Raw genomic sequence first — 25706 nt, 5'->3', positions numbered from 1 at the left:
GTCCTGCTCGCGCCGGCGATCTCGGCGTCGTACAGTGCATTGTCGAGTTATGAACCTCGGCCAGGCCCGCGCGGCCATGTCCCATCACGTATGCCGCAGGCTGTCATGGCTCGGCGACCGGCGGCGCCAGGTGGGCGCTGGGCCACATCCACATAGGTGTTGACCGACCGGCTGCTGGTCACCCCGGTCCACCTGCGCACCGGTTTGAGCCGTTGGAAGGCGAGAAGTCCCGTGACCGCCCGGATATCAGACGTGGGGAATCTGCCCGCGGCCCTGACCACGTTCGTGGGCAGGCACCGAGAGCTGGCCGAGGTGCGCCGGGGGCTGGGGACGACGCGCCTGCTGACGCTCACCGGTGCGGGCGGGATAGGCAAGACCCGGCTCGCGCTGGAGGCGGCCGCCGCATCGGCGCCGGACTTCGCGGACGGGGTCTGGCTGGTGGATCTGGCGCCGGTGACGGACCCGTCATCGACGGCGAACGCCCTGGCGACCGCACTGGGGGTGCCGGACCCGGGCACCAGAACAGTCATCGACCAGCTCACCGACTTCCTGGCCCACCGCGCTCCACTGGTCGTGCTCGACAACTGCGAGCACCTCATCGACGCCTGCGCCGAGCTGGCACACACGCTGTTGTCGGCCTCCCCCGGGCTGCGCATCCTGGCGACGAGCCGCCGTACGCTGGGAATCCCCGGCGAGCGCGTCTTCATCGTCCCTCCGCTGGCGCCGGACGACGCGCTGGAACTGCTGCGGGACCTGGTCACCGCCGTGCGCCCGGAGTTCCGGATCACCGACGGCAACCGCACCCAGGTCCGCCAGTTGTGCGACGGTCTGGACAGGCTGCCGTTCGCCATCAAACTGACCGCGTCCCGGCTGCGGACCCTCACCGTCGACGAGGCGTTGAACCGGCTGGAGGACCGTTTCAGGCTGCTCACGACCGGCAGCCGGGTCCACCGGCCGCACCAGCGGACGCTACGCGCGCTGATCGACTGGAGCCACGAGCTGTGCACCCCCGCCGAGCGGCTGCTGTGGGACCGGCTGTCGGTCTTCGCCGGCGACTTCGGCCTGGACGCGGCCGAGGACGTCTGCGCCGGCGACGGCATCGACCGGGACGAGGTGCTCGATCTCCTCGACCGGTTGGTCGTCCAGTCCATCGTCCTGCCCACCGAGCACGAGGGCCGGCCGCGCTACCGGCTGCTGGAGACGATCCGCCAGTACGGAAGGGAAAGGCTCGCCGAATCGGGTGAGGAGGAAGAACTGCTGCGGCGGCACCGTGACTTCTTCCTCGCCCTCGCCGAGCGCCTCGCCGACCGCTGGTGCGGCCCCGGCCAGCAGGAGGGCCTGGTCCGGTTGCGGGCCGAACACGCCAACCTGCGGGCGGCACTGGACTGCGGCGGTGACCCGCAGGCCGTGCTGGAGCTGGCCGCGGCGCTGCGCTTCCACTGGTGCGTCGGCGGGTTCCTCGGCGAGGGGCGCCGCCAGTTCGACCGGGTGCTCGCCGCCGCGCCCGAGCCCACCCCGGCCCGGGCGCGGGCGCTGTGGGCCGCCGCCTGGGTGGCGCTGCTGCAGGGCGATCTGGCGGCGGCCCACCGGTGGCTGGACGAGGCCGGAGAGCTGGGAGAGCGGCTGGACGACCCGGTGGTGCGCGCGTATGTCCAGAGCCTGCGTGGCTCCCATGCGTACTTCGGGGGGCAGCTGGAGGAAGCCGTGTCGTGGCTGGAGAGCGCGGTGGCCGCCCACACGGCGCTGGACGAGGAAGGCGGCACGGTCTTCACGTTGTTCCTGCTGACCGCCGCCCACACGGCCAGCAAGGACCCGCGGGCCGTGGAGACCGGCAGGCAGGCGGTCGCCCTCGCCGAGGCGCACGGGGACCGGTGGGGCCGCGCGCAGGCATTGTGGGCACTGGGCCATGCCGTCTGGGCGCGCGGCGACGATGAGGAGGCCATGACGCTGGCCCGTCTCTCACTCGAGGCTCAGCGGGGCTTCAACGAATACCTCGGGGCCGCGGTGGCGCTTGAGCTGCTCGCCTGGTCCACCGCCTCCGGCGGCGACCACGAGAGGGCGGGACGGCTGTTGGGCGCCGTGCGCGCACTGTTTCGGGACATCGGGGCGAGCCTGGAGACGTTCGGTCCGTACAGGTCCGAGCAGCACGCGCGGTGCGAGGAAGCCGTCGTACGGGCCCTGGGCCCGGCAGCGTACGAGAACGCCCTCGCGGAGGGCGGCAGCCACCGCAGTCCCGACGAGGCCATCGCCTACGCCCTGCGCACCGAGCCGGCCGCGGCGGTCCCGGCCCCCGCGCCTGCTCCCGCCCCGTGCCCGCTGACCTCCCGGGAGCGGGAAGTGGCCGCGCTGGTGGCCGAGGGCATGAGCAACCAGCAGATCGCCTCCGCGCTCGGACGCTCCCCGCGCACGGTCCACACCCACGTCGAGAACATCCTGGCCAAACTCGGCTTCGCCTCCCGCGCCCGCATCGCGTCCTGGTGGACAGCGAACCAGGCACCCACCCCGTAGGGCAACTCCGTAGAAATACCCAGGCCCGGGGGTGGGGCCCGGGTCCGTACTAGTACCGATGGCCTCGGGGCAGATCCCACGCCGATTCTTGAGCCATGACACAGAACAAGGCGTGCCCTCCTGCGGGTGCGCCCCCTCCCGGCACACGTCGAGGGCGGTCGGCAACCGGATCCGTGACAGGAACGCGCCCGACCGATGTCAGTCACTGTTTCCGTGCCCGTCGCATGCGGCACCGGAAGCGACAGCCGGCCAGGCCCGCCAGCAGTGCGTGAGCGGCCCGTGTCGGCATGAAGGCCACCGTCAAGATCGGCAACCGCCGCACGCCGCAATCCAGTCAATGGACTGCTCACAGCAAAAGGAACTCATGTGACGACCGAGATGCAGGGTGGACTCTCCCGGAGATCCTTTATCGCCGCCATGACGGCCGCCGGAATACTCGCCGGCGGGGGCCTGGGCCTGGTAGTCGCCGCCGCCCCCAGCGCCAGCGCCGCGACCGGCGCGGACGTCACCTGGCGGATCAGCAGTGAGCCCGCCGAAGCCAAGGCCGACTACGCCAAGCTGCTCAACGACATCAGGCAGGCGATCAGGGCCGGCAGGCTCGACTCAATGGGCGGTGCCACCGTCGACGTCACCGACAGAAACGGGGGCACCCAGTACATCAGCGTCGACATTCACGCCGAGGACAGGCCCGAGTTCATCCGGGTATTCATGCGCCGGTCGGACTCCTACGTCATGGGATGGCGGCAGGCCACCGAGAACGGTGTCGGAGACATCGCCTGGGGCAGTTTCTTCACGCTGGACGCCGCGGTGGCGCCACTCCTGGCGAACAACACCCTCAACCCTGCTCGGCTGCCGGATTCCACGGTCGCGAACACGAACACGCAGTACGGCACGCTCTCGAGCTACGTCAACCTGCAGCAGCAGGGCGCCACCCGCGACGGCATGCAGATCTCTCCGTCCAGCCTCCACAACGCCGTGCTGCAGCTCCAGGCCGCTCCCCAGCCCCAGACCAGGTACATCGCGCAGTCGGTACTCCAGATCATCGTGGGGGTCGCCGAAGCCTCTCGGTTCCGGAGACAAGCGGGTGAAACCGTGATGGCGTTCGGCAGGGGCGCGGCGTTGAGCATCACCACGACACACATGGCGTTCCACAACGACTGGTCCACGCTCAGCAGGTCGTTCCTGCTGGCGGTCATGGCGGGGACCGCCGTCTTCGCGGCTCCTCTCGAGATCGCCGGCATCGTCATCGGGACCACGGCGGTTGCTGCGGCCTGGCTCATGACGGCCCACCACTCGGACGTAAATACCGAGGGCAAGCATCTTACCGAGGAGGGCAGCCTGCTGTATGTCTCGCAAGACGGCACCGGCGACCACTGGACCGTTCAGGAAGCGATCGACGCCGCTCCCAACAGCGGCGCGAACACCATCCTCATCGAAAAGGGCGTCTACCACGAGGTCATCAGCGTCCCGAAGGACAAGAGCTGGCTGACGATCAAGGGCGTCACCGGCAACCGCGCGGATGTCGTCATCTACAACACCAGGTGCCACGGGATGATCAACCCGGCGACCGGCGCGAAGTACGGCACCCAGGGCAGCGCCGTGGCCACCTTCAGGCCGCCCAACCTGACCGTTCAGGACCTCACGATCAGCAACACGTTCGACCGCGCGGCCCACCCGGAGATCAACCAGTACGAGACCCAGGCCGTCGCGGTTGCCGCCATGGGCGACCGGCAGGTGTTCAGCAACGTGGCGATCTGGAGCCATCAGGACACCCTGCTCGTCAAGGGGGAGACACCCACGACCCAGGCCCGGCAGTGGTTCATCAACTGCCACATCCGGGGCGACGTGGACTTCATCTTCGGCAACGCCACCGCGGTGATCGACCGGTCCACGATCCAGGTGCTCCCGTGGCCCGGCGGCACGATACTGGCGCCGAACACCGACTATCGGAAGCAGTACGGGATCCTGATCAGCAGCTGCACGATCACCACCAACGGCGTGGCGAGCGACACGATGTACCTCGGTCGGCCGTGGCGCAACGTGTTGGAGGTCCAGCCTCAGGCCCTGGTGCGCAACTGCGACATCCAGGCGGGCATCACGAACGCGCATCCCTGGACCGACATGATGCCCGACTACTCCTGGACGCAGGCCCGGTTCAGGGAGTACGGGAACTTCGGCGCCGGAGCCGGTACCGGCTCGAACGCACCGCAGCTGACCGCCACGGAGGCGGCCGACTACACCGCGCAGAAGTACCTGGCCGGCACCGACGGGTGGAACCCGCTCGCGTGACCGAGACCGAGGTGACAGGCGCACTGCCCACCGGCAGCGACCCCGCCGTCGCGGCGGGGTGAGCAACCAAGGCGGGGCCGGGACAGCACGACCGTCCCGGCCCCGCCGCCGGGTCACGAAGCGTCCGATTCCTCTTCACACCGCAGGCGGATGATCACGTCATTGAGGTGGGTGAGTAGATCGTCGGGCATCAGGTCGATGTCCGCGAAAGCACGGACAGCCGTCCGCAGTCGGCTCATGGTGGCGGAGGCGTGGAGGCCGCGGCCGGCACCGCCAGCGCGCCTCGCCCACGCGGTGCGGGGCGCTGCGGCGGGGCCGTGGACGGCATGACCGTCCCCGGCCCCGCCGTCGGCTGTCGCTTCACCCTCGTGCTGCTGCGGATTCGGGAACAACTGTCGGTTGATCTTCTTCTCTGCGGCGACCTGTTCCTCAAGCTCCTCCAGCAGCCGCCGCTTGGGCAGCCGCCAATTGCAGACGTCAGCCAGGAACGTCTTGTACGGCTTCGGCCCTGACTCCGTCCAGGGCGGTTGCAAGTTCCGGGATCGCGTAGATCGTCCGCGCCCGGGGGGAGTTGACGTGGCAGCAGCACAGGCACGAGACCGGTGATCATCAGGGTGTCTAGGTCAGATGGTCACATCGAGGTCCCGTGCCTGCCGCTCCATCCTCCCCGGTCCCTGCCGTTCTGGCGAAACTGGGTCACCTCCGCCAGCATGACACCGGCCGCCTGCGCGCCCACCTCCAGCGTGTCCCCGATCCGCGTTCACGTCGAGGGCGGCGGTATCCCCTGGTCGGCCTGCTGTTGGTCCGCGCCTGCGCAGTCGTCTCCGGCGCCCGGACCATCACCGAGGTCACCGAGTGGGGACAGCGCGCCACCACCACGGTGCTGGAACTGCTCGGCCTCCGCCGGCCACCGCCCGGACGCCGCCGCGCCCCGTCCCATGCCACCCTCACCCGCCTCCTGGCCGCCCTCGACGGCGATGCCCCGGACGCCGCGACCGGCGCTACCTGGCCGAACGCGACCACACCAACATCGGTGGCACCAGCCCGGCGCCGCGGCGGGCGATTGCGGTGGACGGCAAGGCACTGTCCGGCTCCGCGCACCAACAGCAGCGCCACCGGCACCTGCTGTCCGCCGTCACCCACGCCACCACAATCCCAACGGTTTGGACGCGAATCCCTTGTCCGAGATGAGCAGGAACCCGAGCGAGCGGCGACCAGGCCAGCGTCGACCTCCAGCATCGCGGACAGCACCTCGCGCCCGCCGAGCTTCGCGGACGCCAGCGCCCACATGATCGGCATCCCGGTGGGCGTGCAGACCAGGTAGAGGCGAAGCCCCCAGAAGAACCGCGAATGTGACGTGCAGTAGCCGTACTGCGCCCAGCCGGCCATGTCCGATCGCCGCACGGTCGGGCGCGACATCCCGCACGGGGCCGGCGTCGAGTCGACGATCCAGTGGTTGTCGAACCAGAAGTCGCCATGGCCAGCTCCCTGATCATGCGCTTGACCAGGGGAAGAGCGGCGCGCAGATGTCTGGAGTAGCAGGCCGCAGCGCCGGGTACGGGAACATACCCGGCCTAGTGGGCGTGTCCCCCGTTCGGTGCGATCTGGTCGATCAGGGCAAGGTCGTCGGCGCTGAGCTCGAGCTTGGCGGCGAGGTTGTTCTGGGCGACGCGCTCGGCGTTTCCCGATCCTGGGATGGGCACGATGTACGGCTTTCGGGCCACCAGCCACGCCAGTGAAAGTTGCGAGAGTGTCGCCCCCTTGCTCTCGGCCAGCCTTGTCAGCTGTTCGACGATCCGAGTGTTCGCGTCGAAGTTCCGCGGCGACCACCAAGGGGAGTTCCTGCGAAAATCGCCCTCGTCGAAGGCCTCGCGGGGCGTGATTGTGCCGCTGAGGAACCCTCGAGCGAGGGGCGAGAAGGCGACCACGCCGATCTCGAGCTCCTCGAGCACCGGGAACGCCGCTTCCGACTGGCGCGAGAAGATCGAGTACTCCGTCTGCAGGACGCTGATCGGGTGCACGGCGTGCGCCTTGCGAACGTTCTCGAGGGTTGTGTTGGAGAGGCCGAGATACTTGACCTTGCCCGCGTCCACGTACTCCTTCATCACGCCGACGACCTCTTCGACGGGCACGGTGGGGTCGTGCAAGTGCTGGTACAACACGTCGATGTGGTCGACCCCGAGGTTGCGCAAGCTGTTGTCGACGACCTCGCGCACGTGGCCCAGCTGTGAGTTGGGCCGGAGCGGGAACTCGAAGCCGAACTTCGTGGCAATCGTCACCTGGTCGCGAACCGGGCCCAGCGCCCGTCCCAACAACTTCTCCCCTCGACCCCAGCCGTACAGCTCTGCGGTGTCGAAGTGCGTGACGCCGTCGTCGTAAGCGCGACGGATCGCGGCGATGGACGCGGAGTCCGTGCTCTCGTCGTCGCCGAGTGCGATGCGCATCGCTCCGTAGCCGATCACGGATGTGGTCAGGCCCTGTCGCCCTAGTGCTCGTTCCTGCATGGTCCGGTCCCTTCGATTGATGATGGCGGTGGGCTGTTGGTGATGCCCCAGATCCAGAGGGCGTGTTCAGGTGCGTCCCGGATGGCTCGGGTGGTCTTGGCGATGTTGTCTGCTCCCAGCGGCCGCAGCCTGCCGATGGCCGGATTCCGCAAGGCGGCCGTCGCCCGTGGTGCGTTGCCGGTGTCCTCGATGGTTCTGGACCCTGAAGCGAGCGTCTTGCGGTCACCCGATCCCGAGCTCGCGACGTTCGGCGTGCAGCACGTCCTGGTCGTCGCGCCTGTCACTCGTCCATCCCATCGGTGCCTCAAAGGGACGGACGGTCGGCAGAACGACCGTAGGACCAGCGACCACCGTGCGGCGGATGATCTTCCACTCACCGTCTCGGCGGAGCATGCGATCGACGAAGCGACCCCATGTCATGAAGTGGAGCGCCCCATCGGACCTGACGGCACCCTCGCCGAGGAACTGTTGGAGGGAAGCCCGGGCGTCAGCGGGGTAGTGCTGCACGATTGAGTTGTAGCTCTCGACCAGGGCCAGGTCGTCATCTGCAAACTCGATGAGGATGTTCCCACTGATGTGCAGTGAGTACGGGATGGTCTCGTGTCGGCGAGCTATCCAAGCGATGAGTCCGTCGATGTCGCCCTGGTAGGCGCCGTGATTGTCATAGGCGTCGTGGTGGTAGCAGCGCCGGAGCTCGTCCAGGTCGAGCCTGTCGACTGATCGGCAGTACCGGTTGAGCACATCTCGGATGGCCTCCCGGTCGATGAGTCGCCTGAGGTCCGGGTCGAGAGAGTCGGTCGTCATCGGTGAGTACCTGTCTTCGTGGTCGATGTCGTGCCGCGCCCGCTCGGCGAGCTCTGAGGAGGCAGGGCCGACCTGAGCCACTTGCCCCTCGGGCATCCGGCGACGCTACGCGGCGGCGCGAGATCCGATGTCCAGACGCCTGTCATGGCAATCTCCTGTTCTGTGGTTTTCGGAGTAGTGATGTCCAGAGGGGCAGGACGGGTCGTCGCTGCGTGAGCTTCGCCCGGTCGACCCGGGTACGACAGCAGCTCCCTCGCGCGCGATGAAACGCACGGTGCGCGCGGTCCAGCCCCGCAAGATCCGCGGTCTCCCCGAGCTCATCGACGGCTCGTTCAAGTAGGGCAGTCGAGCGGCACTCAGTGTCTGACCAGGGCGAAAATCGCATCCATCATGTCGGCCGCGGTCAGTGGACCGTCGGCGCACGTCACAGGGCTGCCGATCGCGCCCCGGCCAGGAATCGTGCCCTGCTCCACCGACGGGAAGCAGGGCACGAGCGCTGTCAGTCCTGGTTCAGGAACTCCTGGGTCGTGACTGCATTCGCGTAGAAGGGGATGATGTCGGTCAGGAACGAGGTCTGCTGCTCCTTGGTGAACGCCGCGGACGCATCCCAGATGACATTGGTGTGGTAGCCGAGGTCATGAGCGTTGCGCATGGTCGACTCGACGCACTGCCGCAACGCGAAACCCATGACATAGATGTCCTGGATCTGGTTGTGGCGCAAGTAGCTGTCCAGCGTGGTGCCGGCGAAAGCGCTGCTGCCTCCGGTGCGCTCGCTGATCACGTACTCATCCGCGAGAGGCTCGAATCCGGGGAAGAACTCCGTCTGCTCGCCCAGGAAGGAGCCGTAGTCGCGCATCATCTTGCGCAGACCGTACTTGGCTGCGCCGAGCGCTCGGTACGTCGGCTCCAGCACCATCCGCACGTGGATGACTTCCATGTTCTGGCGACGCGCCTCGGCCAGGACCTCCTTGGAGTTGGCGACAGCGGCGTCGACCTGCTCGCGGTCCTGGAATTGCCCATTGATGGTGCCGGTGGGGGCGAGCCAGTCGTTCATGTACTCGATCAGGATCAGCGCGCTCTTCTTCGTGCTCTGCTCGCTCACTTAATTACTCCTCGTGTTGAATGGTATTTCGGCCGCCCGAGCTGAATTTCGTGTATGCCATTCAGCGGGCCAGCATCGCGACTAGGCGCGCCAGTTGTTGGCTGCGGCGGCTCGTATGTTGCAATTCTATCCGGAAACAGTCGTTCCGTCAGCGCAGTGGGACACCGATCACCAATCACGCCGACTCGTATGACCGAGACGCTGACGGCTCAGAGAAGTTTCCCATGTTGACTCATCGGTGGAAGGCCGCAATTCGCGAGGATTGCGGGTGGAAGTTCCTAGTGTCTCGTGATCCGGTTCATGTCACCTGAAGCTCTTTGACTCGTTGGATACTCGTGAACCTCACTTCGGAATAGGCCGTGGAATTGCGGACGTTGGCGGCGGACGGGCACGTGACGGCGGATGTGGCCCTGCGGGGCCCGCATCGTGTTGTGGGCGGGCGAGGGCCGCCGCCGCAGGGACATCGCCGGACTTGCGGGGGTGTCCGCCCGGATGGTGGACCGCACCAGGGTCTGGTACGAGGAACACGGAGTTGCGGGCCTGGTGGAAAGGAAGCGCGGGGGCACTTCGCCGCCGGAATCGGGCGCGCACGCTGGCCGATCATCTGAAGCGGCGCGAGGGTTTCAAGGTCTCTTTCTACTATGTCGCCCGTATCTGGCGGGAGGAAAACCTGCAGCCGCACCGGTCGGGCCTTCAAACTGTCGAAAGGCCCGGCGTTCGCGGAGAAATGTTGCCGATATCGTCGGGTTGTACCTGGACCCGCCCGGGGGCGCTGTCGTCCTGTCGGTCGACGAGAAGACGCAGGTGTACGAACCTGTTCGCCGCACTGAACATCGCCACCGGCGAGGTACTCGGCGAATGCAAGCCGAACCGGAACGGGGCGAACTTCCTGGCCTTCCTGAAGAAATCGGTGAATCCGCACGCCGGCAAGGACATCCATATCGTGCAGGACAACCTGTCCACGCACACCACCCCGGACGTGAAGGCGTGGCTGGAGAAGAACCCTCATGTCCACTTCCATTTCACCCCCGTCGGCTCCTCCTGGTTGAACCAGATCGAGACCTGGTTCGGGATCATCACCCGGCAGTCGATCCGTCGCGGCACGTTCTTCAGCGTCCACGTCCTGGTCAAGCCAGGCCCGCCAGGCCGAATCCGCGCAGACCGATGTCCGCCACTGCTCCACCGCAGCCCGCAACAACCACTCAGAGGAGCCTGTAGAACGACCGGCCGCTACGCGCCGGACGCGTGTGCGGCCGTCACCGCGCCCCTGGGGGAGCGGCCCGCCCACCGCGGCGGCGAGTTCGGCTTTTGCCGCCCGCCGGAAGGTTTCCTCGGTCGCTGGGTGGCCGAGGAGCGTGCGTTCGGCTTCGGTGGCGCGCCAGGGTTTGGTGCCGACGCCTCCGAGTGCGACGCGCACCTCGCTGACCATGCCGTCCTCGACGGCCAGCGCGGCGGCGACGGAGACGAGGGCGAAGGCGTAGGATGCGCGGTCGCGCACCTTGCGGTAGCGCGAGTTCGCCGCGACCGTCACCGGCGGCAGCTCTACGGCTGTGATCAGCTCGTCGGCGGCCAGCACTGTCTCGATGTGCGGTGTGTCGCCGGGCAGCCGGTGGAACTCGGCGACCGGGATACGGCGCACGCCGCGTACGCTCTCCACCTCGACGACCGCGTCGAGCAGCACCAGCGCCACCGCCATGTCCGAGGGATGGGTGGCGATGCAGTGCTCGCTCGCCCCCAGGACCGCGCTGCCGCGGGAGAACCCGCCGATCGCGTCACAACCGGTGCCGGGTGCGCGTTTGTTGCAGGCGGAGGTCTCGTCGTAGAAGTACATGCAGCGGGTGCGCTGCAGCAGGTTGCCGCCCACGGTCGCCATGTTCCGCAGCTGGGCGGATGCCCCGAGCAGGATCGCCTGCGCCAGCACCGGGTAGCGGGTCCTGACAAGGGGGTCGGCCGCGAGGCGGCTGTTGGTCACCAGCGCGCCGACGCGGATTCCGCCCCCCGGGAGTTCCTCGATCCCGGTCAGCGGCAGGCGGGTGATGTCCACGACCGTCGCCGGCTGTTCGATCCCCTCACGCATGAGGTCGACGAGGTTCGTCCCGCCCGCCAGGAACTTCACGTCGGCGCCGTCCGCGATCGTGCGCAGCGCCGTGCCCGTGTCCGGTGCGCTGAGGTAGGAGAACGACTTCACTTCGCGACCTCCTGGATCGCCGCGACGATGCCGTTGTAGGCGCCGCAGCGGCACAGATTGCCGCTCATCCGCTCCCGGATCTCCGCCTCGTCCAGCTCCCCGCCACTGTCGGCGAGGTGCTCGGTCGCCGCGCTGGGCACGCCCTCCTTGTGCTCGGCGAGCATCCCGATCGCCGAACAGATCTGACCCGGCGTGCAGTAGCCGCACTGGAACCCGTCGGTGCGGACGAACGCCGCCTGCAGCGGGTGGTCGATCCCCTCGATGGTCGTGATCTCACGGCCCTGGTACTGCACCGCCAGCGCCAGGCACGCGTTGATGCGCCGGCCGTCGGCGAGCACCGTGCAGGCCCCGCACGCGCCCTGGTCGCAGCCCTTCTTGGTGCCGGTCAGGCCCAGGTACTCGCGCAGCGCGTCGAGCAGACTCACCTGCGGCGCGACGTCCAGCCGTTGGGCGGATCCGTTGATCCGCAGCTCGATCTCCACCGTGTTCCTTCCTCCGGTTCGCCCGAGGGCTCGTTCTCTTGAGGGAGGCGCCATCAGGCACATGGGACAGGACCAGAGGGGCTCTGGCCTGAAACACTGCGCCTGCTTAGCGACGCTCGCGGATGATGATCTTTTTCAGGTCACGCGCTGTTGGCGGATAGCGCTGAGCGGCCGTATGGCCGCGGTGGGCGACGCCGCAGAAGGCCAATACCGTCACAGGCGGGCCGACATCGCCTCGGTTCGTACGTGCTGGAGGAATTCGTCGATCATTGGTCGTTGCCCTCGCCCCCGAGGGCAACGACGGGGGCACGCTGCCGTACCGGGAGACCGCGGCCCCTCCCAGCTCAGCTGTCGGCCACTGTCGGTTGCTGGGAGGGTTGGCCGCGCTCGCCCGTGTTCGTTGTCGGTCGGGTCACCCCTACCTGCGCCTGTCCTGGCGGGGATGACGTATCGGGGTCCTTGCAGCGTGAACTGGTGGTCCGGGGTTCAGGATCCGGTGCTGTAGCGGCTGAGCATGAGGGCGACGGCTTCGTCCACGATCGCGGCGTCGGTGGGGTTGGGCGGGACGAAGTCGGTCCGTACGAGTTGGGGCCACAGGAACTGGCTGCAGATCATGCCGAGGAACTGTTCGGCCACTTCGGATGCCGACTGCGGCTGTCCGTCGGCCGAGCGGAAGTCGAGTGTGCCGGCCTGTGCTTCGGCGTCCAGGTAGTCGCGGAGCCGGTCGAAGAAGGGTCCGCGGTCGATGGCGAAGCCGGTGCCGACGATGTCGGCGAGTTCCGGCATCTGGGGAAGTTCGGTGATGATGAGGCGGCACAGCGCCGCCGTGCCGGGCCGCGCGACCAGGCAGGCGTAGTCGCGGCCGATGTGGTCCAGACCGTATCGGGGATCACCGGGCGGGGGCGGTTCGGCGTACTGCACATCCAGCTGCCACTGTTCGGAGGTGACGGCCGCGAACAGCGCGGCCTTGGAGGGGTACCGCTTGAAGAGGGTGCCGGTGGAGACGTGGGCCTCCTTGGCGATCTGGGCCAGGGAGGTCTTGTCGTATCCCCGGGCGAGGAAGAGGTCGCGGGCGGCGCGGATGATGCGCGCGCGGTTCTCCGCTTTGATCTGCGCGTGATACCCGGCTTTGGTCTGTGCGTCATACCCGGCCTGGCACGTATCGCCACCGGTTTCTGCTCGGTCGGCCACCGACATACCCACGCCCCTCGCCCGTCTCCCAGCCGTATCCTCGCTGTCAGAGGACGGTCTGGCCGCCGTCCAGGATAAGGTCCTGGCCCACAACGAAAGCCGAGGCATCCGAGGCCAGGTACACCACGGCTTCCGCGACCTCCCCGGGCATGCCCATACGCTCCAGCGGGATGCCAGAGCTGATCGCCTCCAGAACCGCCGCCTGCTGCGCGGGGTCCTCGATCCCGAGCTTGGAGTAGAGCGGGGTGTTCACCGGGCCGGGGCTGACCGCGTTGAACCGGATGCCGTGCGATTTGAGCAGGTCCGCGTTCCACGACCGCATCAGGGAGGAGACAGCCGCCTTCGTCGCGGCATAGGCGTTCGAATGCCCGTAGCCACCGTGCGCGCTGTTGGACGCGTTGAGGATGACCGAGGACGAGTTGGACAGCACGGGCACCAGGGCCTGTGTGAGGAAGAAGACGCTCTTGACGTTGATGTCGAAGAGCCGGTCGAAACTGTCCTCCGTGTGGTCCTCGAACGGCCGCCAGTCCGAGACGCCGGCGTTCAGGAATGCCACGTCCAGCTCGCCGAAGTGCTCACGCACCTGCTCCGCCAGGCCGCGCTGAGCGTCGAGATCGCGTGCGTCGGCCTGCACCACGGGCACCTTGGCACCGAGGATCTGCCGCGCCCTGTCGATGCTGGCCGGGGTGACGCCTGTGACCAGCACGTCGGCCCCCTCCGCGAGGAAACGCCGCGCGGTCTCCAGACCGATGCCGCTCGTGCCGCCGGTGATGAGGGCGCGCTTGCCCGCAAGACGATTCGTGTTCATTGTTCCTTGCCGAGTCGTAAGGTAAGTCGAAGAACTCACCACATCAAGGTAACCCCGCACCACCCTGATGGCAAGTCGGTCCACTTATCATCGGCGGTCTGGAGCGGTACGGCCACGCCGGAGAAGGTGTGGGCGAGCCTTTGCGCGGGACGCTGGCGAGCGAGGGCTCAGCCGTTCGCGGGGAAGCCCGCGGCGTTCATCGGGCACCGGGGCGGTCGCGTCGCGGCAGCCGCTCGGCGACCAGGTCGTAGGAATCCTCGACCGCGTCGATGGTCAGCCGCTCGGTGATGCCGGGCCCCGGCCCCAGTGAGATCCAGTGCCGTTTGTCGAGATAGCGGCCCGGTGCGATCGAGGCGAAGCGGTGCTCCAGCGCCCGCGCATGCTCGGGGTCGCACTTGACCGTGATGATCTGTTCGTCCGGGTCGTCGGTGACGATCAGGAACACCTTGCCCGCGACTTTGTACACGTCGAGACGATTGCTGTTGATCCGCCACTTCGCAGAGCGGGAAGATGAGTGGAGCATGGCGAGGAGGCTGGCCTCGTGGCCGCCGAGGGCAAGCAGCACACCTCCTCCCATGATCAGCGGGGTGCGGGACGAACCGTCTTGATCCGGCCGGAGAGAGCGTACGCGCTGCCCCGGGAGCCCTCGCGGTCGCGGCCCAGGCATGGCCGGCGGTGCGGCTGCGGGATGTGTGCTGACGGATCGCGTGACACCGGACGCGCCACAGGGCGCGGCCCGGCCGGAACCTGGTCGGGCCGCGCCCGTCGCTCAGGACCGGCTTGGATCAGGCCGTGTCAGGTGGTTGACCGGTACGGCCCCGTTCCCGGCAGTTCGGGCAGCGGGTCGACGAGACCGCCGCTCGTCGACTGCCGCTGGACGGAGGGCCCGCTCGGCCAGACCGCGGGGCAGTGGGTGCCCTTGCGGGGGGCCTTCAGGGTGAGGAGGTAGGTGTTGGTGGCGTCCCGCGCGCACGGGCTCCGCCAGTAGACGCCGTGGCCGACACCGTCGTACGTGAGGAGCACCGCCTCACGGCCGATCTGGCGGGCCGCGTTGGAGGCCCAGACGTGCGGGGTCGCCGGGTCAAAACGGCTGTTGGTCATCAGGATCTTCGGGGTCCCGTCGACGTGGAGCCGGCGCGGGGGGTTGGTCACCTCGGTCGGCCAGTCCTGGCAGCCGGTCTGGACCGTCCAGCCGAGGGGACTGACGCGGGTGACGGGGGCGCGGCGGACGAGTTCGCGTTCGAAGCGCGCGAGGGTGGCGTACGAGGGAACGTCGAAGTCGTAGTCCTGGCACACCACCGAGAAGAAGGGGAACTCCGTCGGCTCGCCGAACTTTTGACGTGACCGTGCCGCCGCCGGGCCCGCGGCGTCCAGGTCGGCGAGGTCCTGTGCCAACTGGAACCAGGTGTTCGGCCTGTACAGGGGGCCCACGATGAGGTTCTGGACTTCCTGGGGAGTGACCGTGTGGGGCGGGTCCCCCGGCAGGACCAACTCACCGGCTTCCGCGCGCTTGTAGAGCGAGTCGAACAGGGCGCGGGCCTCTCGGTCGTGCAGCGCACAGGACGGCGTACGGGCGCACCAGTCGGCGAACTGGCCGTACGCCTCCTCCACCGCCCTGGTCTCGGTCTTCTGGAAGTCCCACATGCCCAGGCTGTGGTCCATGTTGGAGTCGAGGGTCATCGCGCGGACGCGGTGCGGGTAGCGCTCGGCGTACTGCTGGCCGAGCAAGGTGCCGTAGGAGAGGCCGTAGTAGCTGATCCGTTGCTCGCCGAGCCCGGCGCGGATCGCGTCCATGTCGCGGACGACGCTGCCGGTGTCCATGTGATCGACGAGCGGCCCGGTGAGATCGCGGCAGCTGTTGCCGAGCGCACGGTTCGCCTCGCGGAGGGCGGCGAAGGACGAGTCACTGTCCGGGTAGAGCAACTCGCCCTGGGCCGTCAGCAGGTCCGTGTCGCACATCACCGGGTTGCTGCGGCCGACGCCGCGTGGGTCGAAGCCCACGATGTCGAACCGCTCCAGCAGTTCGGGCGAGAAGGCGTCGGGAGCGTCGAACGCGAAGTCCACACCGGAGTTGCCCGGGCCGCCCTGGTTGATCAGCAGCGAGCCGATCCGGCGCTCGGGGTCGGTGGCCAGGTGGCGGGCGAGGGCCAGGTCGATGGTGGCGCCGTGCGGCCGCTTCCAGTCCACGGGCACCTGGAGAGTGGCGCACTCGAAGGCGCCTTGGCCGGAGGGCGACGCACAGGGTTCCCAGGCTATGCGCCCTGGCGACGGGTTCGTGGCCGAGGGAGCGGCAACGGCGGCCCCTGTGAGCAACTGGCCGAACAGAGCGGTGACCAGAGCCCCGACAGCCAGTCGTCTGCGCCCTTTCGAGCGCGGGGCCAGTGGGGGGTTGAATTGCACAGGTATTCCTTCATGAATCAAGAGTTCACAGATGGAGCAAAGTTTGGACTCAACTTGCTTGAAAAATCAAGAACATGACCAACTGTCAGGCTGTGGCCGACTCGACTCCTCGGAGACGCAACCGGGAGGTGGCGTCCGGGCTGCCGGGGAGCACAGCGCGGCGGCGCGAACGGCACAGAAACGTCGGAGTCGGCCCGCTCCGGATCCCGTCCGACCTCACCGAGCTCAGATTTCACGCCTCACCCATGTCACGGCAGCAGCGATCCGGTATCAGACCCTGGCCCCGGTGCGGGGCCAGACGGTGGTCTTCCGTCCGGTCGCCTCTGCTGCGAGCTGACGGCGTCTGCCGACCGGCATCACCCCAGCCGCAAGTGCGGCCCACCCGCCCCGCCTGAACGCTCCACCGGCCTACGGGGCAGGCGGCGGCCACCGAAAACGCGGCTTCCGGCAGGGACTGCCGCCATACCTCTCAGCGGGCCAGGCAGGCGACAACGCGGCACATCCGTCGCGCGGATACATGCGTGACCTCCCCCGACAGGGCCCCTCCTCCGACGAGGTCACCCTTCGGGACGCGCCCCTCCTGCTGACCTCTTCGGGTTGCCTTCGGGTGGTGACGTGGGGTGAGCCCTGCGGTATGCCGGTGTTGTGCGGTACGCGGATGGTGGGGGCCAGTGCCGCCTTGCGGGCGGTGTCCTGGAGGCGTTCACCGGCCGCGTTCACCGGGCCGCCTGCGTGCTGGTGCTGTAGGTGTGCGGGTCGACGGGTCGTCCCGGGACTTCGGTCATCAGCATGAACACCTTGCCTCGCACCTTGTAGACCTCCCAGTCGTCGCCGAAGGGGTGCTCCAGCCGGGCCCCGGGGAGTTCCTCCGCGCAGTCGGCGGCGGTCTTGTGCAGGGCCGAGGCGTTCATGGGCGGTGAGCCTTCCCAGGTGGTGACGGACTGCGGCATCGAAGGAGACGGAGGAGGGCGCGCCGCGCGGGCACGGTGGCAGGTTCCATCCTTGCGTTGAAGCCGACCGGAAGGGCGGTAGGCTGCGGACACGTGATGGTCGACCAGCGACATACCGATGCGGGCGGAACCGCGGCCGGTCCGGCTGCGGTTCCGCTGTACGGTTTCCAGCCTCCGGCCGGTACCCCGCGTACGGCATTGAGGTGAGTACCGTCGAGGACTTCTTCGCGCAGCACGACGACTGGCCGTGGAACCCGCCCTGTCCGGGCCGCGCCACCTTCCACTACCTCATCGCGGTCACCGAGGGCGAGCTGCGGCACGATGTCGACCACGTCACGCGGACCGTCGCTCCCGGCCAGTGGCTGTGGGTGCGTCCCGGGCACGTGCTGTGCTGGCATCCGCCCGGTACGGCCCGCGGCCCGTTCATCCTGTTCGAGCCGGAGGTGCTGCGCCCGGACCTCGCCCGTCTCCTGACCCCGCTCACCGCGCACGAGGCCCCTGCCGTGCTCAACCCGCGCCCCGAGGACGCCGTCTGGCTCCAGCAGACGGCACTCCAGCTCCTGGACGAACACCGGGCGCTGGGACGCCGCCCCCTCGACATCCACCACGCCCTGCGGCGCAGCCTGCTCGAATCACTGCTGCTGCGCCTGGCCAACTCCCCGGACATCGCCCCCACCGGCACGGCCACGACCGGCACCGGCCGCGCCGACCGGTACAGGTGCTTCCTGGACGCCTTGGAGCTGCACTTCCGTGAGCTGCACCAGGCCGCGGACTATGCCGAGTTGCTCGGGACGTCACCGGCACGGGAGTACGTGAACTCATCGACGACCGGCGCCTGTTGGAAGCCCGGCGCCTGCTGGGAGCCGCCCGGTGGGATGCGCGTGCCGCGGCGGTCCACGTCGGCTTCACCGACCCCGCGCAGACCTTCCGGACTCCCGCTGGCCGACCGTGAGGGATCCGGGTTGCGATCAGGCGCGGCCAGCGGGAGTGATCTTGGTAACTCACGTCGCTCTCGACGACCATGCTCCAGCACGCGCGTTCGGCGACAACGCCGCGCGCCTGCTACCTACCTCTGCCGGTTCCTGTGCGGTGCGGGTGGTGTCCGGGGTGGTCCCGATCCGCGTGCCGGCCTCGGGCATCGGCTGAGCCGGCCGAGGCGGCCGCCAGCTCACGTCGTGACCACGAGCTTGCCGATGTGCGTGCGCTTCAGCAGCCGTGCCTGGCCCTGGGCCAGGTCTGCCAGAGGGAACGCCTCCTCCAGTAGCGGCTGGAGCCGGCCGCTCTGGATGAGTTCCACCAGCCGGGCGAAGGTCGCCGCGGTCGGATTGGTGATGCCGTGCATCTCGAGGTCCTTGTAGATCAGGTCGCGCAGGTCGATTCTCGTGACCGGACCCGCGATCGCCCCGGCGCTGGTGTACCGTCCGCCGCGGCGGAGCACTTTCAGGAGCACGTCGAACACCGGCCCGCCGACGACGTCCGCGGCGACATGGGCGCCTCGTTCACCGATGACGCGTTCGATCTCCCGCTGTACGTTCTTGCTCTCGCGGGCGACGAACTCGTCCGCCCCGAGTGCCCGAAGCCGTTTCTCCTTGGCGGCGCCGGCGACGGCCACGACGCGTGCGCCGCGCAGGCTGGCCAGCTGGATGAGTGCCGTTCCGACACCGCCGGCAGCACCGGTGACGACGAGGGTCTCGCCGTCCGTCAGCCGAGCGCGCTGCAGCATCTCCTCGGCCGTGTCGTACGAGCACGGAAACGTGGCCAACTCGGCGTCGGACAGCGGCGAGTCGATGCGGTGGGCATTGCCCTCGGGAACCGCCACATAGTCCGCGTAGCCGCCGTCGCGCTCGCTGCCCAGGTACTGCACCAGCTGTGCGTGGAGCGGCAGTTCGGGGTCGCGGACCGAGGGGTCGACGATCACCCGCTCACCGATGCGGCCGGGGTCTCCCCCCGGCCCCACGCCGGCGATGTGCCCCACCACCGCGGCACCCTGGATGCGGGGGAAGTCGACCGTGGAACTGTTCCACGAGGACGCCGCCCCGTCCGACCGCCCCTGTATGCCGAGTTCCTCGGAGACCGCGGACTCGACGACCGAGTCGTACCAGCCCGTCCGCGTGTTGATGTCCGTGTTGTTCATGCCGCAGGCACCCACCCGGACCAGCACCTCTCCCTCCGCCGGAGCCGGGGTGGGGTGGTCGTCGCGGAAGACGAGCTTGTCGATACCGCCGTGGCCGGTCAGCACGGTGGCCCGCATGGTCGCGGGCACGGGGGCGGCCGGGCTGGCGGAGGCGTTCACCTGTGTACGGGAGTTCATGGAAAGACCGGCGTCCATTTCTCGGCTACTTCGCCAGCTCGGGGTTGACCATCACGTGCTTGAACCTGGAGTACTCGTCGATTCCGTGCGGGGACAGCTCCTTGCCGTATCCCGAGCTCCGGAAGCCGCCGAACGGCATCTCCGAGGCCACGAAGATCTGCTGGTTCACCCACACGGTTCCGAAATCGAGCTCTCGGGTGAAACGCATGGTCCTGGCGAGGTTGGTGGTCCAGACACTCGCCGACAGGCCGTATTCGACTCCGTTGGCCATGTCGAGCATCTCGTCGTCACTGTGCCCGCGCTGGATCGTGATCACCGGCCCGAACACCTCGCGCTGGATGATCTCGTCCGACTGGTCGGCGTCGGTGATGACCGTGGGGGCGTAGAACCAGCCCGGGCGGTCGAGCCGCTGTCCGCCGATCCGCACGGTCGCGCCGTTCTCGCGTGCGCGGTCCACGAAGCCGGCGACCCGGTTCAGCTGACGTTCGGAGATCAGCGGGCCAATCTCCGTCTCCGGATCGGAGGGGTCTCCGACGCGCAGGTTCGCCACCGCTTCGCAGTAGGCCTCGACGAACTCGTCGTAGGCCGCGTCCTCGACGATGATGCGGCAGGCGGCCGTGCAGTCCTGGCCGCTGTTGGAGTATCCGAACTCCACGAGGTCCCGTGCGCTCTCCCGGATCGGGCTGTCGGCGAAGACCAGGACCGGAGCCTTGCCCCCGAGTTCGAGGCCGATCCGTTTCAGCGTCCGTGCGCCCGACTCCGCGACGGCCTTTCCGGTCGCGACGTCTCCCGTGAGCGAGATCATCCGGACGGTGGGATGCGCGACCAGGGCCTTGCCGGTCGACGAGTCTCCCAGCACGAGGTTGAGTACGCCCTCGGGGAGGAACTGATTCGCGATGTCGACGAAGAGGATCGTGCTGGTCGGAGTCAGCTCCGACGGCTTGATGACCGCAGTGTTGCCGGCGGCGAGGGCAGCGGAGATCTTCCACGCCGCCATCAGGAGGGGATAGTTCCACGGGGTGATCAGGCCGACGACACCGATGGGCTCGCGGCGCACCCACGAGGTGCTGTTGTTCGCGTACTCGCCGGTGGCGGGAACCGAGGACGTGCGTGCCGCGCCCGCGTTGAAACGGATGACGTCCCACACCCAGGGCATGGCTCCCTGGGCGACCGTGATCGGCTGGCCGACGTTCTCGCTCTCCAGCTGAGCGAACTCCTCCGCTCGGCCCTGGACCACGTCGGCGATCTTGAGGAGGATCTCGGCGCGCTCGACAGGAGGGGTGTTCCCCCACGCCTTCGCAGCCGCCGCTGCCCGCTGAACGGCTTCGTCGACATCTGCCTCCGTCGCCGTCCGGTAGGCCGCGATCGCCTTCTCGGTGGCCGGGTCGATGACGACCATGGCGTCGGCGTCGGTGATGTCCGCTGCGAACGCCGCGGCGGCGCTCCGGTGTTCGGCCATCGGCTTGCTCATCGTTGCCGCTCCTTGTGTATCGGTCATGCCTGGTTTCGCCAGTCGACCGGTGTGATCGACAGGAGGAGACGCGTTCCCGGAACCGCTCCGTAGCGGACGGTGGTGCCTCGGGGCAGGACGATCAGTTCGTCCGCCTCCCCGGTCAGCGGGACGTCGACGCCGTCCTCCACGACGAAAAACTCCGCCCGCCCGCTGACGACGTAGACCGTCTCCTCGTACTGGAGCGTCCACGGGTCGCTGTGCCCCGGCTCGTCGAACGTCATGAAGTAGGTGCCGAGCCGGTCGAGGCCGGAGCCCGCCGTGCGATGCTCGATCTCGGTGGGGCCGAAACGCTTGACGTTGCCCGGCCCGAAGGCCGGCTTCGAAGCACTGGGGCGGGTCATCTCTGTCTGTCTCCTCGATTGCGAAGGCTCATGGGCGATGGAGTCACGGAGGGCCTGTGCGACGCCCTCGGGCAGCGGGCGAGACCGCGCCGCCTCGGCGTCGACGTTGACGTACACCAGCTCGATCTCCGCGATCTTCGTCCCGCCACGTGCGACGAGCATGTCGAGCTGGAAGCTGGACGTCCCCACACGCCGGCACATGACGTCCACGTCGAGGACGTCGTCGAAGCGGGCCGGCGACAGGAAGGTCTGCCGCGCGCTCACCACCGACGGGTCCGTTCCGCCGTCGACCAACTTCGTGTAGGACCAACCGAGGTCGCGGAAGAACTCGGTCATGGCGACGTCGGCCAGCTCCAGATAGCGGCTGTTGAAGAGGAAGCCCTGTGAGTCGACCTCGTGGTTGCGGACCCGGTGGGCGTGGGCGAACACGTCAGGCTCCCGCCTCGGCCTGGAGCTTCGCGTACAGGTCGGGCCGCTGGAGCGCGAGCCCCGGAGCCTCGGGATTCGCCCGCGAGGCCTGCAGCAGGTCGTGGTCCAGGGACACCACCACCAGGTCCTCCCCGGACGATTCGGACCTGGCCAGCACCCCGTCGTTGATCCCGACGGTCCTGTCGACGGGCCCCGTGACCAGGGCGTTGCCGGTCGCGTGCATGGGTGAGTCGGCCGGCAGTCCGTTGTGGCCGATCAGGGGCGACATCGCGACGTAGAGCTGGTTCTCGATGGCGCGCGCCTGGCATCCGGTGCGGACCCGGTGAACTCCTCGTCGGTTCCAGGTGAGCGAGGGGCACAGGATCAGATCGACCCCCTGGCGCACGAGGTACCGGGACAGCTCCGGGAACTGGATGTCGGCACAGATGAGTACGCCCGCCGTGAACGGCCCGATCCTGGTGACCAGCAGCTCGTCGCCGCCGCGGGTGCCGAGCGCATGCTCCTGGGGCGTCAGGTGGATCTTGTCCTGGGACTCGGCCCGGCCGTCGGGGTGGGCGATGAAGGCGGTGTTGCGCAGGGAGCCGTCGCTTGCCACGCGGTTGTGGCTGCCCCCTGCCACCACGATCCCGTGGTCCTTGGCCATGCTCTGGAGGCCGTCGGAGATCGCTTCGGTGAACGTGGGCAGGACATCCCAGTAGTCGGACCCGATCGTCGCGGTGGTCACCTCGTGGTCGGTGATGGACCCGAGGAGCCCGGTGCTGGAGAGCTCGGGGAAGAGCACGACCTCCGCGTCCTGCTGGGCGGCGCGACGCACGAGGTCCTCGGTGTGAGCGAGGAATTGATCGAGGTCCCGCTCGGGGCGAAGCTCGAACTGGGTGACAGCGACGTTCAGCGACACCATGATTTCTGGAGCTCCTTTTCCGGAGATGAGGCGATGGGTTCTGCCGGTAAAGGCCCCGTCGCCGCCCGTGAAAGCGACGGTATCGGCTCTGTCCCGGCGGCTCACTCGTCGCTTATGACAAGGGCCGGGTGAGTTCCCTGGAATCTTTCCAAGCCGCCTTCAGCCGGTTGTCGATGAGGAAACGCGGTCAGCGTTCCGGCCCGAGCGCCGCACCGAAACGTGGTGAAAGGGCCGGCCCTCGTTCCGGGTCGGCGAGCACGCTGCCCGTCGCCCCGGCGCCCCGGATCTCTCCGCTCTGTTCCTCCCGGCCGATCGGCCTGATCCGGCGCTGGCCCCAGGATTCCGCCTCCACCATGGAAAGCGCGGTCAGCGCCAGGAACAGGGACGAGACCGCCGATGGATCCCGCAGGCTCAGGTCGAGGGCAGACTCGATCTTCGACAGGCGGTAGCGCAGTGAGTTGTGATGTACGGCCAACGCGTCGGCCGTAGTCATGATGTTCTGCCGGTGCTCGAAGTAGGTGGAGAGGGTGGCCAACATGGTCTGGTTGTCCTCCAGGGGGCGGAGAAGTTCCCTCGCCCACTCGCCCATCCGGTCGAGACCGACGTCCGAGAACAGACGGGTGGCGAAGTCGAATTCCTCGTAGGCCATCAGACGCCGCCCCGTGCCGTCGCGGCGCAGCACACGGAGAGCGAGTTGGGCGTCGTGGTACGAGTCGACCACATGCCCGACGTCGGCCGCGTCCCGTCCGATGCCCAGCAGGAAGCCCTCCGCCGGTGTGCCCGCTTTGACGATGGCACGTCTGACGGCGGACGACGAAGACTGCACGAGGCCGACCAGGGCGGACTCCCGCAGGACAAGAAGGTGGGGGAGCCCTTCGCCGACCAGTGTGCGTTGCAGGCCCGCGTGCAGCGACTCCAGGGCCGCCGAGTCCCGGGCGGTGGTCACACCGAGGGCAGGCTCCGCGACGATCACCCGCATCTCCTGTCCGAAGGACAGCCCCAGAGAGGCGATGCGGCCCGCCAGCTCGGCGTCGTGCCGCTCCAGACGCAGCGCCAGGGCCTCTTCGAGCACGGCGCTGCGCACCGCCCGTTCCTGGCGCTGGGCGACGAGTTCGATCTGGAGGCTGGTCTCCGCGAGCGAGGCGGCGATGTACAGCGCGGCCTCCGCGTACTGGTCCGGGAAGGCCGAGCGGCGGCTGGCCGCGAGGAGCCAGCCGGTCCGCTCACCGCCGGAATCGCTGGTGGCGACCCTGACAGCCATCCCGTACCAGCCCTCGACGGTGAACCTCTGGGCCTCGCTCCGGGTCCGCACGATCTCAGGGAAGAGCAGGGACAACGGCAAAGGTCCCGAGGCATGTTCGATGCCACCCTGGCCGTCGACGAGCGTGACTACCGCGTTGCAGATCTTGGCGACGCGAGCGGTCAGCGCCCGGAGCGGGGCGGGTTCGGCCAGTGCCTGGGTCAGCGAGCGCTGCAACGACGTCAGACGTCTGGCCGGTGCCTGCTCGTCCCGTGTGGTCGACCGGGCGATCTCGGCGATGAGTTCCGCTGGATCGATGTCGGCAGGAAGGCCCAGCAGGATATGGCGGCCCACCACATGCTGAAGGTCTTTGGGATGGGCTCCCGGCGGCAGCCGCACGGCGATCACCCGGGAACCGGGCAGGGCGAGGGCGTCGGCGACACCGGCGAGCAGGTCACCACCGGTGGCGGGCAGGGCCGAGGCCACAAGGACGATGTCTTCACCGAGCTCGGCGAGCCCGGCGGTTCCCGAGGCCAGCCGGGCTCCGTGCACGGGGCGGGATTCCGCTCCCGCCCGTTCGGCGAGGAGGGTCAGTCGCAACCGCTCGTTTCCCAGGAGTTCGCCGAGCGTACAACCAGTCCCGTCATGCGTCATTTGGAAGGTTCCCTACGGTCAATGTGGAACGTTCAGCCACCTACCAGCGGACCGTTGCGTTCCGGACAGGGTAGGTCATATCCGGTCAGGCGGGATCAGGAGATATCCCAAGAACCCGCCGTACGGTGATGACAATCCCAATAGGGTGGAGGCGCGGCCGGGGCTAGCGTCAGGCGGAAGATTCAGCAGATGCCGAAACTGGGTGGAGACACAAATGGAGCCGCAGCACCCCGGAGGGAACGAGCCCTACTGGCGGTCGGCCGTCAGCCAGGTGACGCCGGAGAAGGTCTTCGTCCGGGGCTACGACCTGGAGGACCTTATCGGGGGACTGTCCTTCACCGCTGCCTCCTTTCTCCTGATCAAGGGCCGGTTGCCGAGCCCGCAGGAGACCCGGGTGCTGGACGCCGTGCTCACGGCGGTTCTGGACTACGCCCTGCAGAAGCCCGGCACGGTCGCGGCGCGCTACGTGGTGTCCGCCAACCCGAGCATGGTGGCCGGTCTGGCCGCGGCGACCATGGCGGTGGGCAAGCACACGCTGGCCACCGAGGACACAGCCCGGTACATCACCTCCACCCACGCCCGTTTCCAGGAGTCGGGCAAGGACATGGAGGCCTTCGCCGCCGACGAGGTGGCATCGATGGCCGAGCGCCGGCAGCGCATCCCAGGCCTCGGGCACCCGGTCTTCAAACGGGTCGACCCTCGTGCGGCGATTCTGCGGTCCCTCGCTGTCGACGAGGGGCTATGGACCGAGCCGGTGCGGCTGTACGAGGCGATCCATCGCGCGTTCACCGCCCGGCCGGGCAAGAGCGACATCCCGGTCAACGACGTCGGTGTCATGGCAGCGGTGCTCGTCGGCCTAGGCTTCACACCGGAGGAGACGACCGGCCTCGCGGTGATCTCGACCCTGCCCGGTGTGGTGGCGCACATCTCCGAGGAACTGGCCGCGGCCAGGCCCCTGCGGATCGTCCCTGACCGCGACGTGGCCTATGAGATGGCGGGGGACAGGGACTTCGCCGCCGACCTGAAGCAAGCAGGGTGGTCCGCCGCGCAGTGAGCACTGCCGACGGCACCTCGTAAGATCTACCGGACCG

General features: G+C 68.4%; 17 protein-coding genes and 6 pseudogenes. 6 read left to right on the top strand and 17 right to left on the bottom strand.

Going from position 1 to position 25706, the window contains the following annotated elements:
• The first annotated feature begins 252 nt into the window (after positions 1 to 252).
• Both ACH4TV_RS32600 and ACH4TV_RS32595 read left to right on the top strand, forming a co-directional pair.
• A complete protein-coding gene (locus ACH4TV_RS32600) occupies positions 253 to 2508 on the top strand; it encodes an ATP-binding protein (RefSeq protein ID WP_398404452.1) in 2256 nt (751 codons plus the stop codon).
• Between the two features lie 366 nt (positions 2509 to 2874).
• Positions 2875 to 4797 (top strand): pectinesterase family protein, encoded by a 1923-nt coding sequence (locus tag ACH4TV_RS32595; protein ID WP_398404450.1) that lies wholly within the window; start codon positions 2875 to 2877, stop codon positions 4795 to 4797.
• 122 nt (positions 4798 to 4919) lie between these two features.
• On the opposite strand, the pseudogene ACH4TV_RS32590 reads toward ACH4TV_RS32595, so the two are convergent.
• A pseudogene (locus tag ACH4TV_RS32590) lies at positions 4920 to 5063 on the bottom strand (SpoIIE family protein phosphatase); the annotation flags it as partial.
• Positions 5064 to 5443: 380 nt separating this feature from the next.
• On the opposite strand from ACH4TV_RS32590, the gene ACH4TV_RS32585 reads away from it, so the two are divergent.
• The gene (locus ACH4TV_RS32585) at positions 5444 to 6121 is read left to right on the top strand and encodes a transposase family protein (RefSeq protein ID WP_398404448.1); all 678 of its coding nucleotides are present in this window, start codon (positions 5444 to 5446) and stop codon (positions 6119 to 6121) included.
• On the opposite strand, the pseudogene ACH4TV_RS32580 reads toward ACH4TV_RS32585, so the two are convergent.
• The 4 genes and pseudogenes from ACH4TV_RS32580 to ACH4TV_RS32565 all read right to left on the bottom strand — a co-directional run.
• Positions 6048 to 6243: pseudogene (locus ACH4TV_RS32580) on the bottom strand (IS982 family transposase); the annotation flags it as partial. The gene ACH4TV_RS32585 and the pseudogene ACH4TV_RS32580 sit on opposite strands and share 74 nt — an antisense overlap.
• Before the next feature lie 128 nt (positions 6244 to 6371).
• Positions 6372 to 7301, bottom strand: coding sequence for an aldo/keto reductase (locus ACH4TV_RS32575; RefSeq protein WP_398404446.1), 930 nt, complete (start codon positions 7299 to 7301; stop codon positions 6372 to 6374).
• 222 nt (positions 7302 to 7523) lie between these two features.
• Positions 7524 to 8201, bottom strand: a complete 678-nt coding sequence (locus ACH4TV_RS32570; RefSeq protein WP_398404444.1) for a nuclear transport factor 2 family protein — start codon at positions 8199 to 8201, stop codon at positions 7524 to 7526.
• A gap of 403 nt (positions 8202 to 8604) precedes the next feature.
• Positions 8605 to 9207: an isochorismatase family cysteine hydrolase gene (locus ACH4TV_RS32565; RefSeq protein ID WP_398404442.1), complete on the bottom strand. Its 603-nt coding sequence runs from the start codon at positions 9205 to 9207 to the stop codon at positions 8605 to 8607.
• Between the two features lie 402 nt (positions 9208 to 9609).
• On the opposite strand from ACH4TV_RS32565, the pseudogene ACH4TV_RS32560 reads away from it, so the two are divergent.
• Both ACH4TV_RS32560 and ACH4TV_RS32555 read left to right on the top strand, forming a co-directional pair.
• Positions 9610 to 9711, top strand: a pseudogene (locus ACH4TV_RS32560) (hypothetical protein); the annotation flags it as partial.
• A 223-nt stretch (positions 9712 to 9934) separates the two neighbouring features.
• Positions 9935 to 10267, top strand: a pseudogene (locus ACH4TV_RS32555) (IS630 family transposase); the annotation flags it as partial.
• Positions 10268 to 10483: 216 nt separating this feature from the next.
• Here the strand turns inward: ACH4TV_RS32555 and ACH4TV_RS32550 are convergent.
• From ACH4TV_RS32550 to ACH4TV_RS32495, 12 genes and pseudogenes are all read right to left on the bottom strand, one after another.
• Positions 10484 to 11395, bottom strand: a pseudogene (locus ACH4TV_RS32550) (FAD binding domain-containing protein); the annotation flags it as partial.
• The gene (locus ACH4TV_RS32545; RefSeq protein ID WP_398404440.1) at positions 11392 to 11931 is read right to left on the bottom strand and encodes a (2Fe-2S)-binding protein; all 540 of its coding nucleotides are present in this window, start codon (positions 11929 to 11931) and stop codon (positions 11392 to 11394) included. The gene ACH4TV_RS32545 and the pseudogene ACH4TV_RS32550, both read right to left, overlap by 4 nt.
• Before the next feature lie 432 nt (positions 11932 to 12363).
• Positions 12364 to 13074 carry a TetR/AcrR family transcriptional regulator gene (locus ACH4TV_RS32540; RefSeq protein ID WP_398404438.1) on the bottom strand — a complete coding sequence of 237 codons (711 nt, stop codon included), beginning with the start codon at positions 13072 to 13074 and terminating at the stop codon, positions 12364 to 12366.
• A gap of 40 nt (positions 13075 to 13114) precedes the next feature.
• Positions 13115 to 13876 (bottom strand): SDR family oxidoreductase, encoded by a 762-nt coding sequence (locus tag ACH4TV_RS32535; protein ID WP_398404436.1) that lies wholly within the window; start codon positions 13874 to 13876, stop codon positions 13115 to 13117.
• Between the two features lie 196 nt (positions 13877 to 14072).
• Positions 14073 to 14453, bottom strand: a complete 381-nt coding sequence (locus tag ACH4TV_RS32530) for an MmcQ/YjbR family DNA-binding protein (RefSeq protein WP_398404434.1) — start codon at positions 14451 to 14453, stop codon at positions 14073 to 14075.
• 218 nt (positions 14454 to 14671) lie between these two features.
• Complete coding sequence (locus ACH4TV_RS32525; RefSeq protein WP_398404432.1) at positions 14672 to 16276, bottom strand: alpha/beta hydrolase; 1605 nt, start codon at positions 16274 to 16276, stop codon at positions 14672 to 14674.
• A 758-nt stretch (positions 16277 to 17034) separates the two neighbouring features.
• Positions 17035 to 17187: pseudogene (locus ACH4TV_RS32520) on the bottom strand (MmcQ/YjbR family DNA-binding protein); the annotation flags it as partial.
• A gap of 1207 nt (positions 17188 to 18394) precedes the next feature.
• Positions 18395 to 19537 (bottom strand): alcohol dehydrogenase family protein, encoded by a 1143-nt coding sequence (locus tag ACH4TV_RS32515; protein ID WP_398404430.1) that lies wholly within the window; start codon positions 19535 to 19537, stop codon positions 18395 to 18397.
• Between the two features lie 25 nt (positions 19538 to 19562).
• Complete coding sequence (locus tag ACH4TV_RS32510) at positions 19563 to 21008, bottom strand: aldehyde dehydrogenase family protein (protein ID WP_398404428.1); 1446 nt, start codon at positions 21006 to 21008, stop codon at positions 19563 to 19565.
• Between the two features lie 23 nt (positions 21009 to 21031).
• A complete protein-coding gene (locus ACH4TV_RS32505; protein WP_398404427.1) occupies positions 21032 to 21820 on the bottom strand; it encodes a thioesterase family protein in 789 nt (262 codons plus the stop codon).
• Between the two features lies 1 nt (position 21821).
• Positions 21822 to 22721 carry a nitrilase-related carbon-nitrogen hydrolase gene (locus tag ACH4TV_RS32500; protein WP_398404425.1) on the bottom strand — a complete coding sequence of 300 codons (900 nt, stop codon included), beginning with the start codon at positions 22719 to 22721 and terminating at the stop codon, positions 21822 to 21824.
• A 187-nt stretch (positions 22722 to 22908) separates the two neighbouring features.
• Positions 22909 to 24615 carry a PucR family transcriptional regulator gene (locus ACH4TV_RS32495; RefSeq protein ID WP_398404423.1) on the bottom strand — a complete coding sequence of 569 codons (1707 nt, stop codon included), beginning with the start codon at positions 24613 to 24615 and terminating at the stop codon, positions 22909 to 22911.
• A gap of 214 nt (positions 24616 to 24829) precedes the next feature.
• Here ACH4TV_RS32495 and ACH4TV_RS32490 point away from each other — a divergent pair, with 214 nt between their 5' ends.
• The gene (locus tag ACH4TV_RS32490; RefSeq protein ID WP_398404421.1) at positions 24830 to 25669 is read left to right on the top strand and encodes a citryl-CoA lyase; all 840 of its coding nucleotides are present in this window, start codon (positions 24830 to 24832) and stop codon (positions 25667 to 25669) included.
• Positions 25670 to 25706 lie beyond the last annotated feature (37 nt).

It is taken from the genome of Streptomyces sp. NPDC020898, from assembly GCF_044333925.1.
Taxonomy (GTDB): Bacteria; Actinomycetota; Actinomycetes; order Streptomycetales; family Streptomycetaceae; genus Streptomyces.
Note: the sequence above shows the minus strand (reverse complement) of the source record. Positions and strands in the feature narration are given on the sequence as shown.

Excerpts from the sequence above, each read along its gene's own strand:
- ACH4TV_RS32545 (WP_398404440.1), bottom strand. The coding sequence starts at position 11,931 with ATGGCGCCTCCCTCAAGAGAACGAGCCCTCGGGCGAACCGGAGGAAGG.
- ACH4TV_RS32570 (WP_398404444.1), bottom strand. The coding sequence starts at position 8,201 with ATGCCCGAGGGGCAAGTGGCTCAGGTCGGCCCTGCCTCCTCAGAGCTC.
- ACH4TV_RS32575 (WP_398404446.1), bottom strand. The coding sequence starts at position 7,301 with ATGCAGGAACGAGCACTAGGGCGACAGGGCCTGACCACATCCGTGATC.
- ACH4TV_RS32495 (WP_398404423.1), bottom strand. The coding sequence starts at position 24,615 with ATGACGCATGACGGGACTGGTTGTACGCTCGGCGAACTCCTGGGAAAC.
- ACH4TV_RS32490 (WP_398404421.1), top strand. The coding sequence starts at position 24,830 with ATGGAGCCGCAGCACCCCGGAGGGAACGAGCCCTACTGGCGGTCGGCC.
- ACH4TV_RS32510 (WP_398404428.1), bottom strand. The coding sequence starts at position 21,008 with ATGAGCAAGCCGATGGCCGAACACCGGAGCGCCGCCGCGGCGTTCGCA.
- ACH4TV_RS32530 (WP_398404434.1), bottom strand. The coding sequence starts at position 14,453 with ATGGGAGGAGGTGTGCTGCTTGCCCTCGGCGGCCACGAGGCCAGCCTC.
- ACH4TV_RS32540 (WP_398404438.1), bottom strand. The coding sequence starts at position 13,074 with ATGTCGGTGGCCGACCGAGCAGAAACCGGTGGCGATACGTGCCAGGCC.
- ACH4TV_RS32515 (WP_398404430.1), bottom strand. The coding sequence starts at position 19,537 with ATGAACTCCCGTACACAGGTGAACGCCTCCGCCAGCCCGGCCGCCCCC.
- ACH4TV_RS32500 (WP_398404425.1), bottom strand. The coding sequence starts at position 22,721 with ATGGTGTCGCTGAACGTCGCTGTCACCCAGTTCGAGCTTCGCCCCGAG.
- ACH4TV_RS32535 (WP_398404436.1), bottom strand. The coding sequence starts at position 13,876 with ATGAACACGAATCGTCTTGCGGGCAAGCGCGCCCTCATCACCGGCGGC.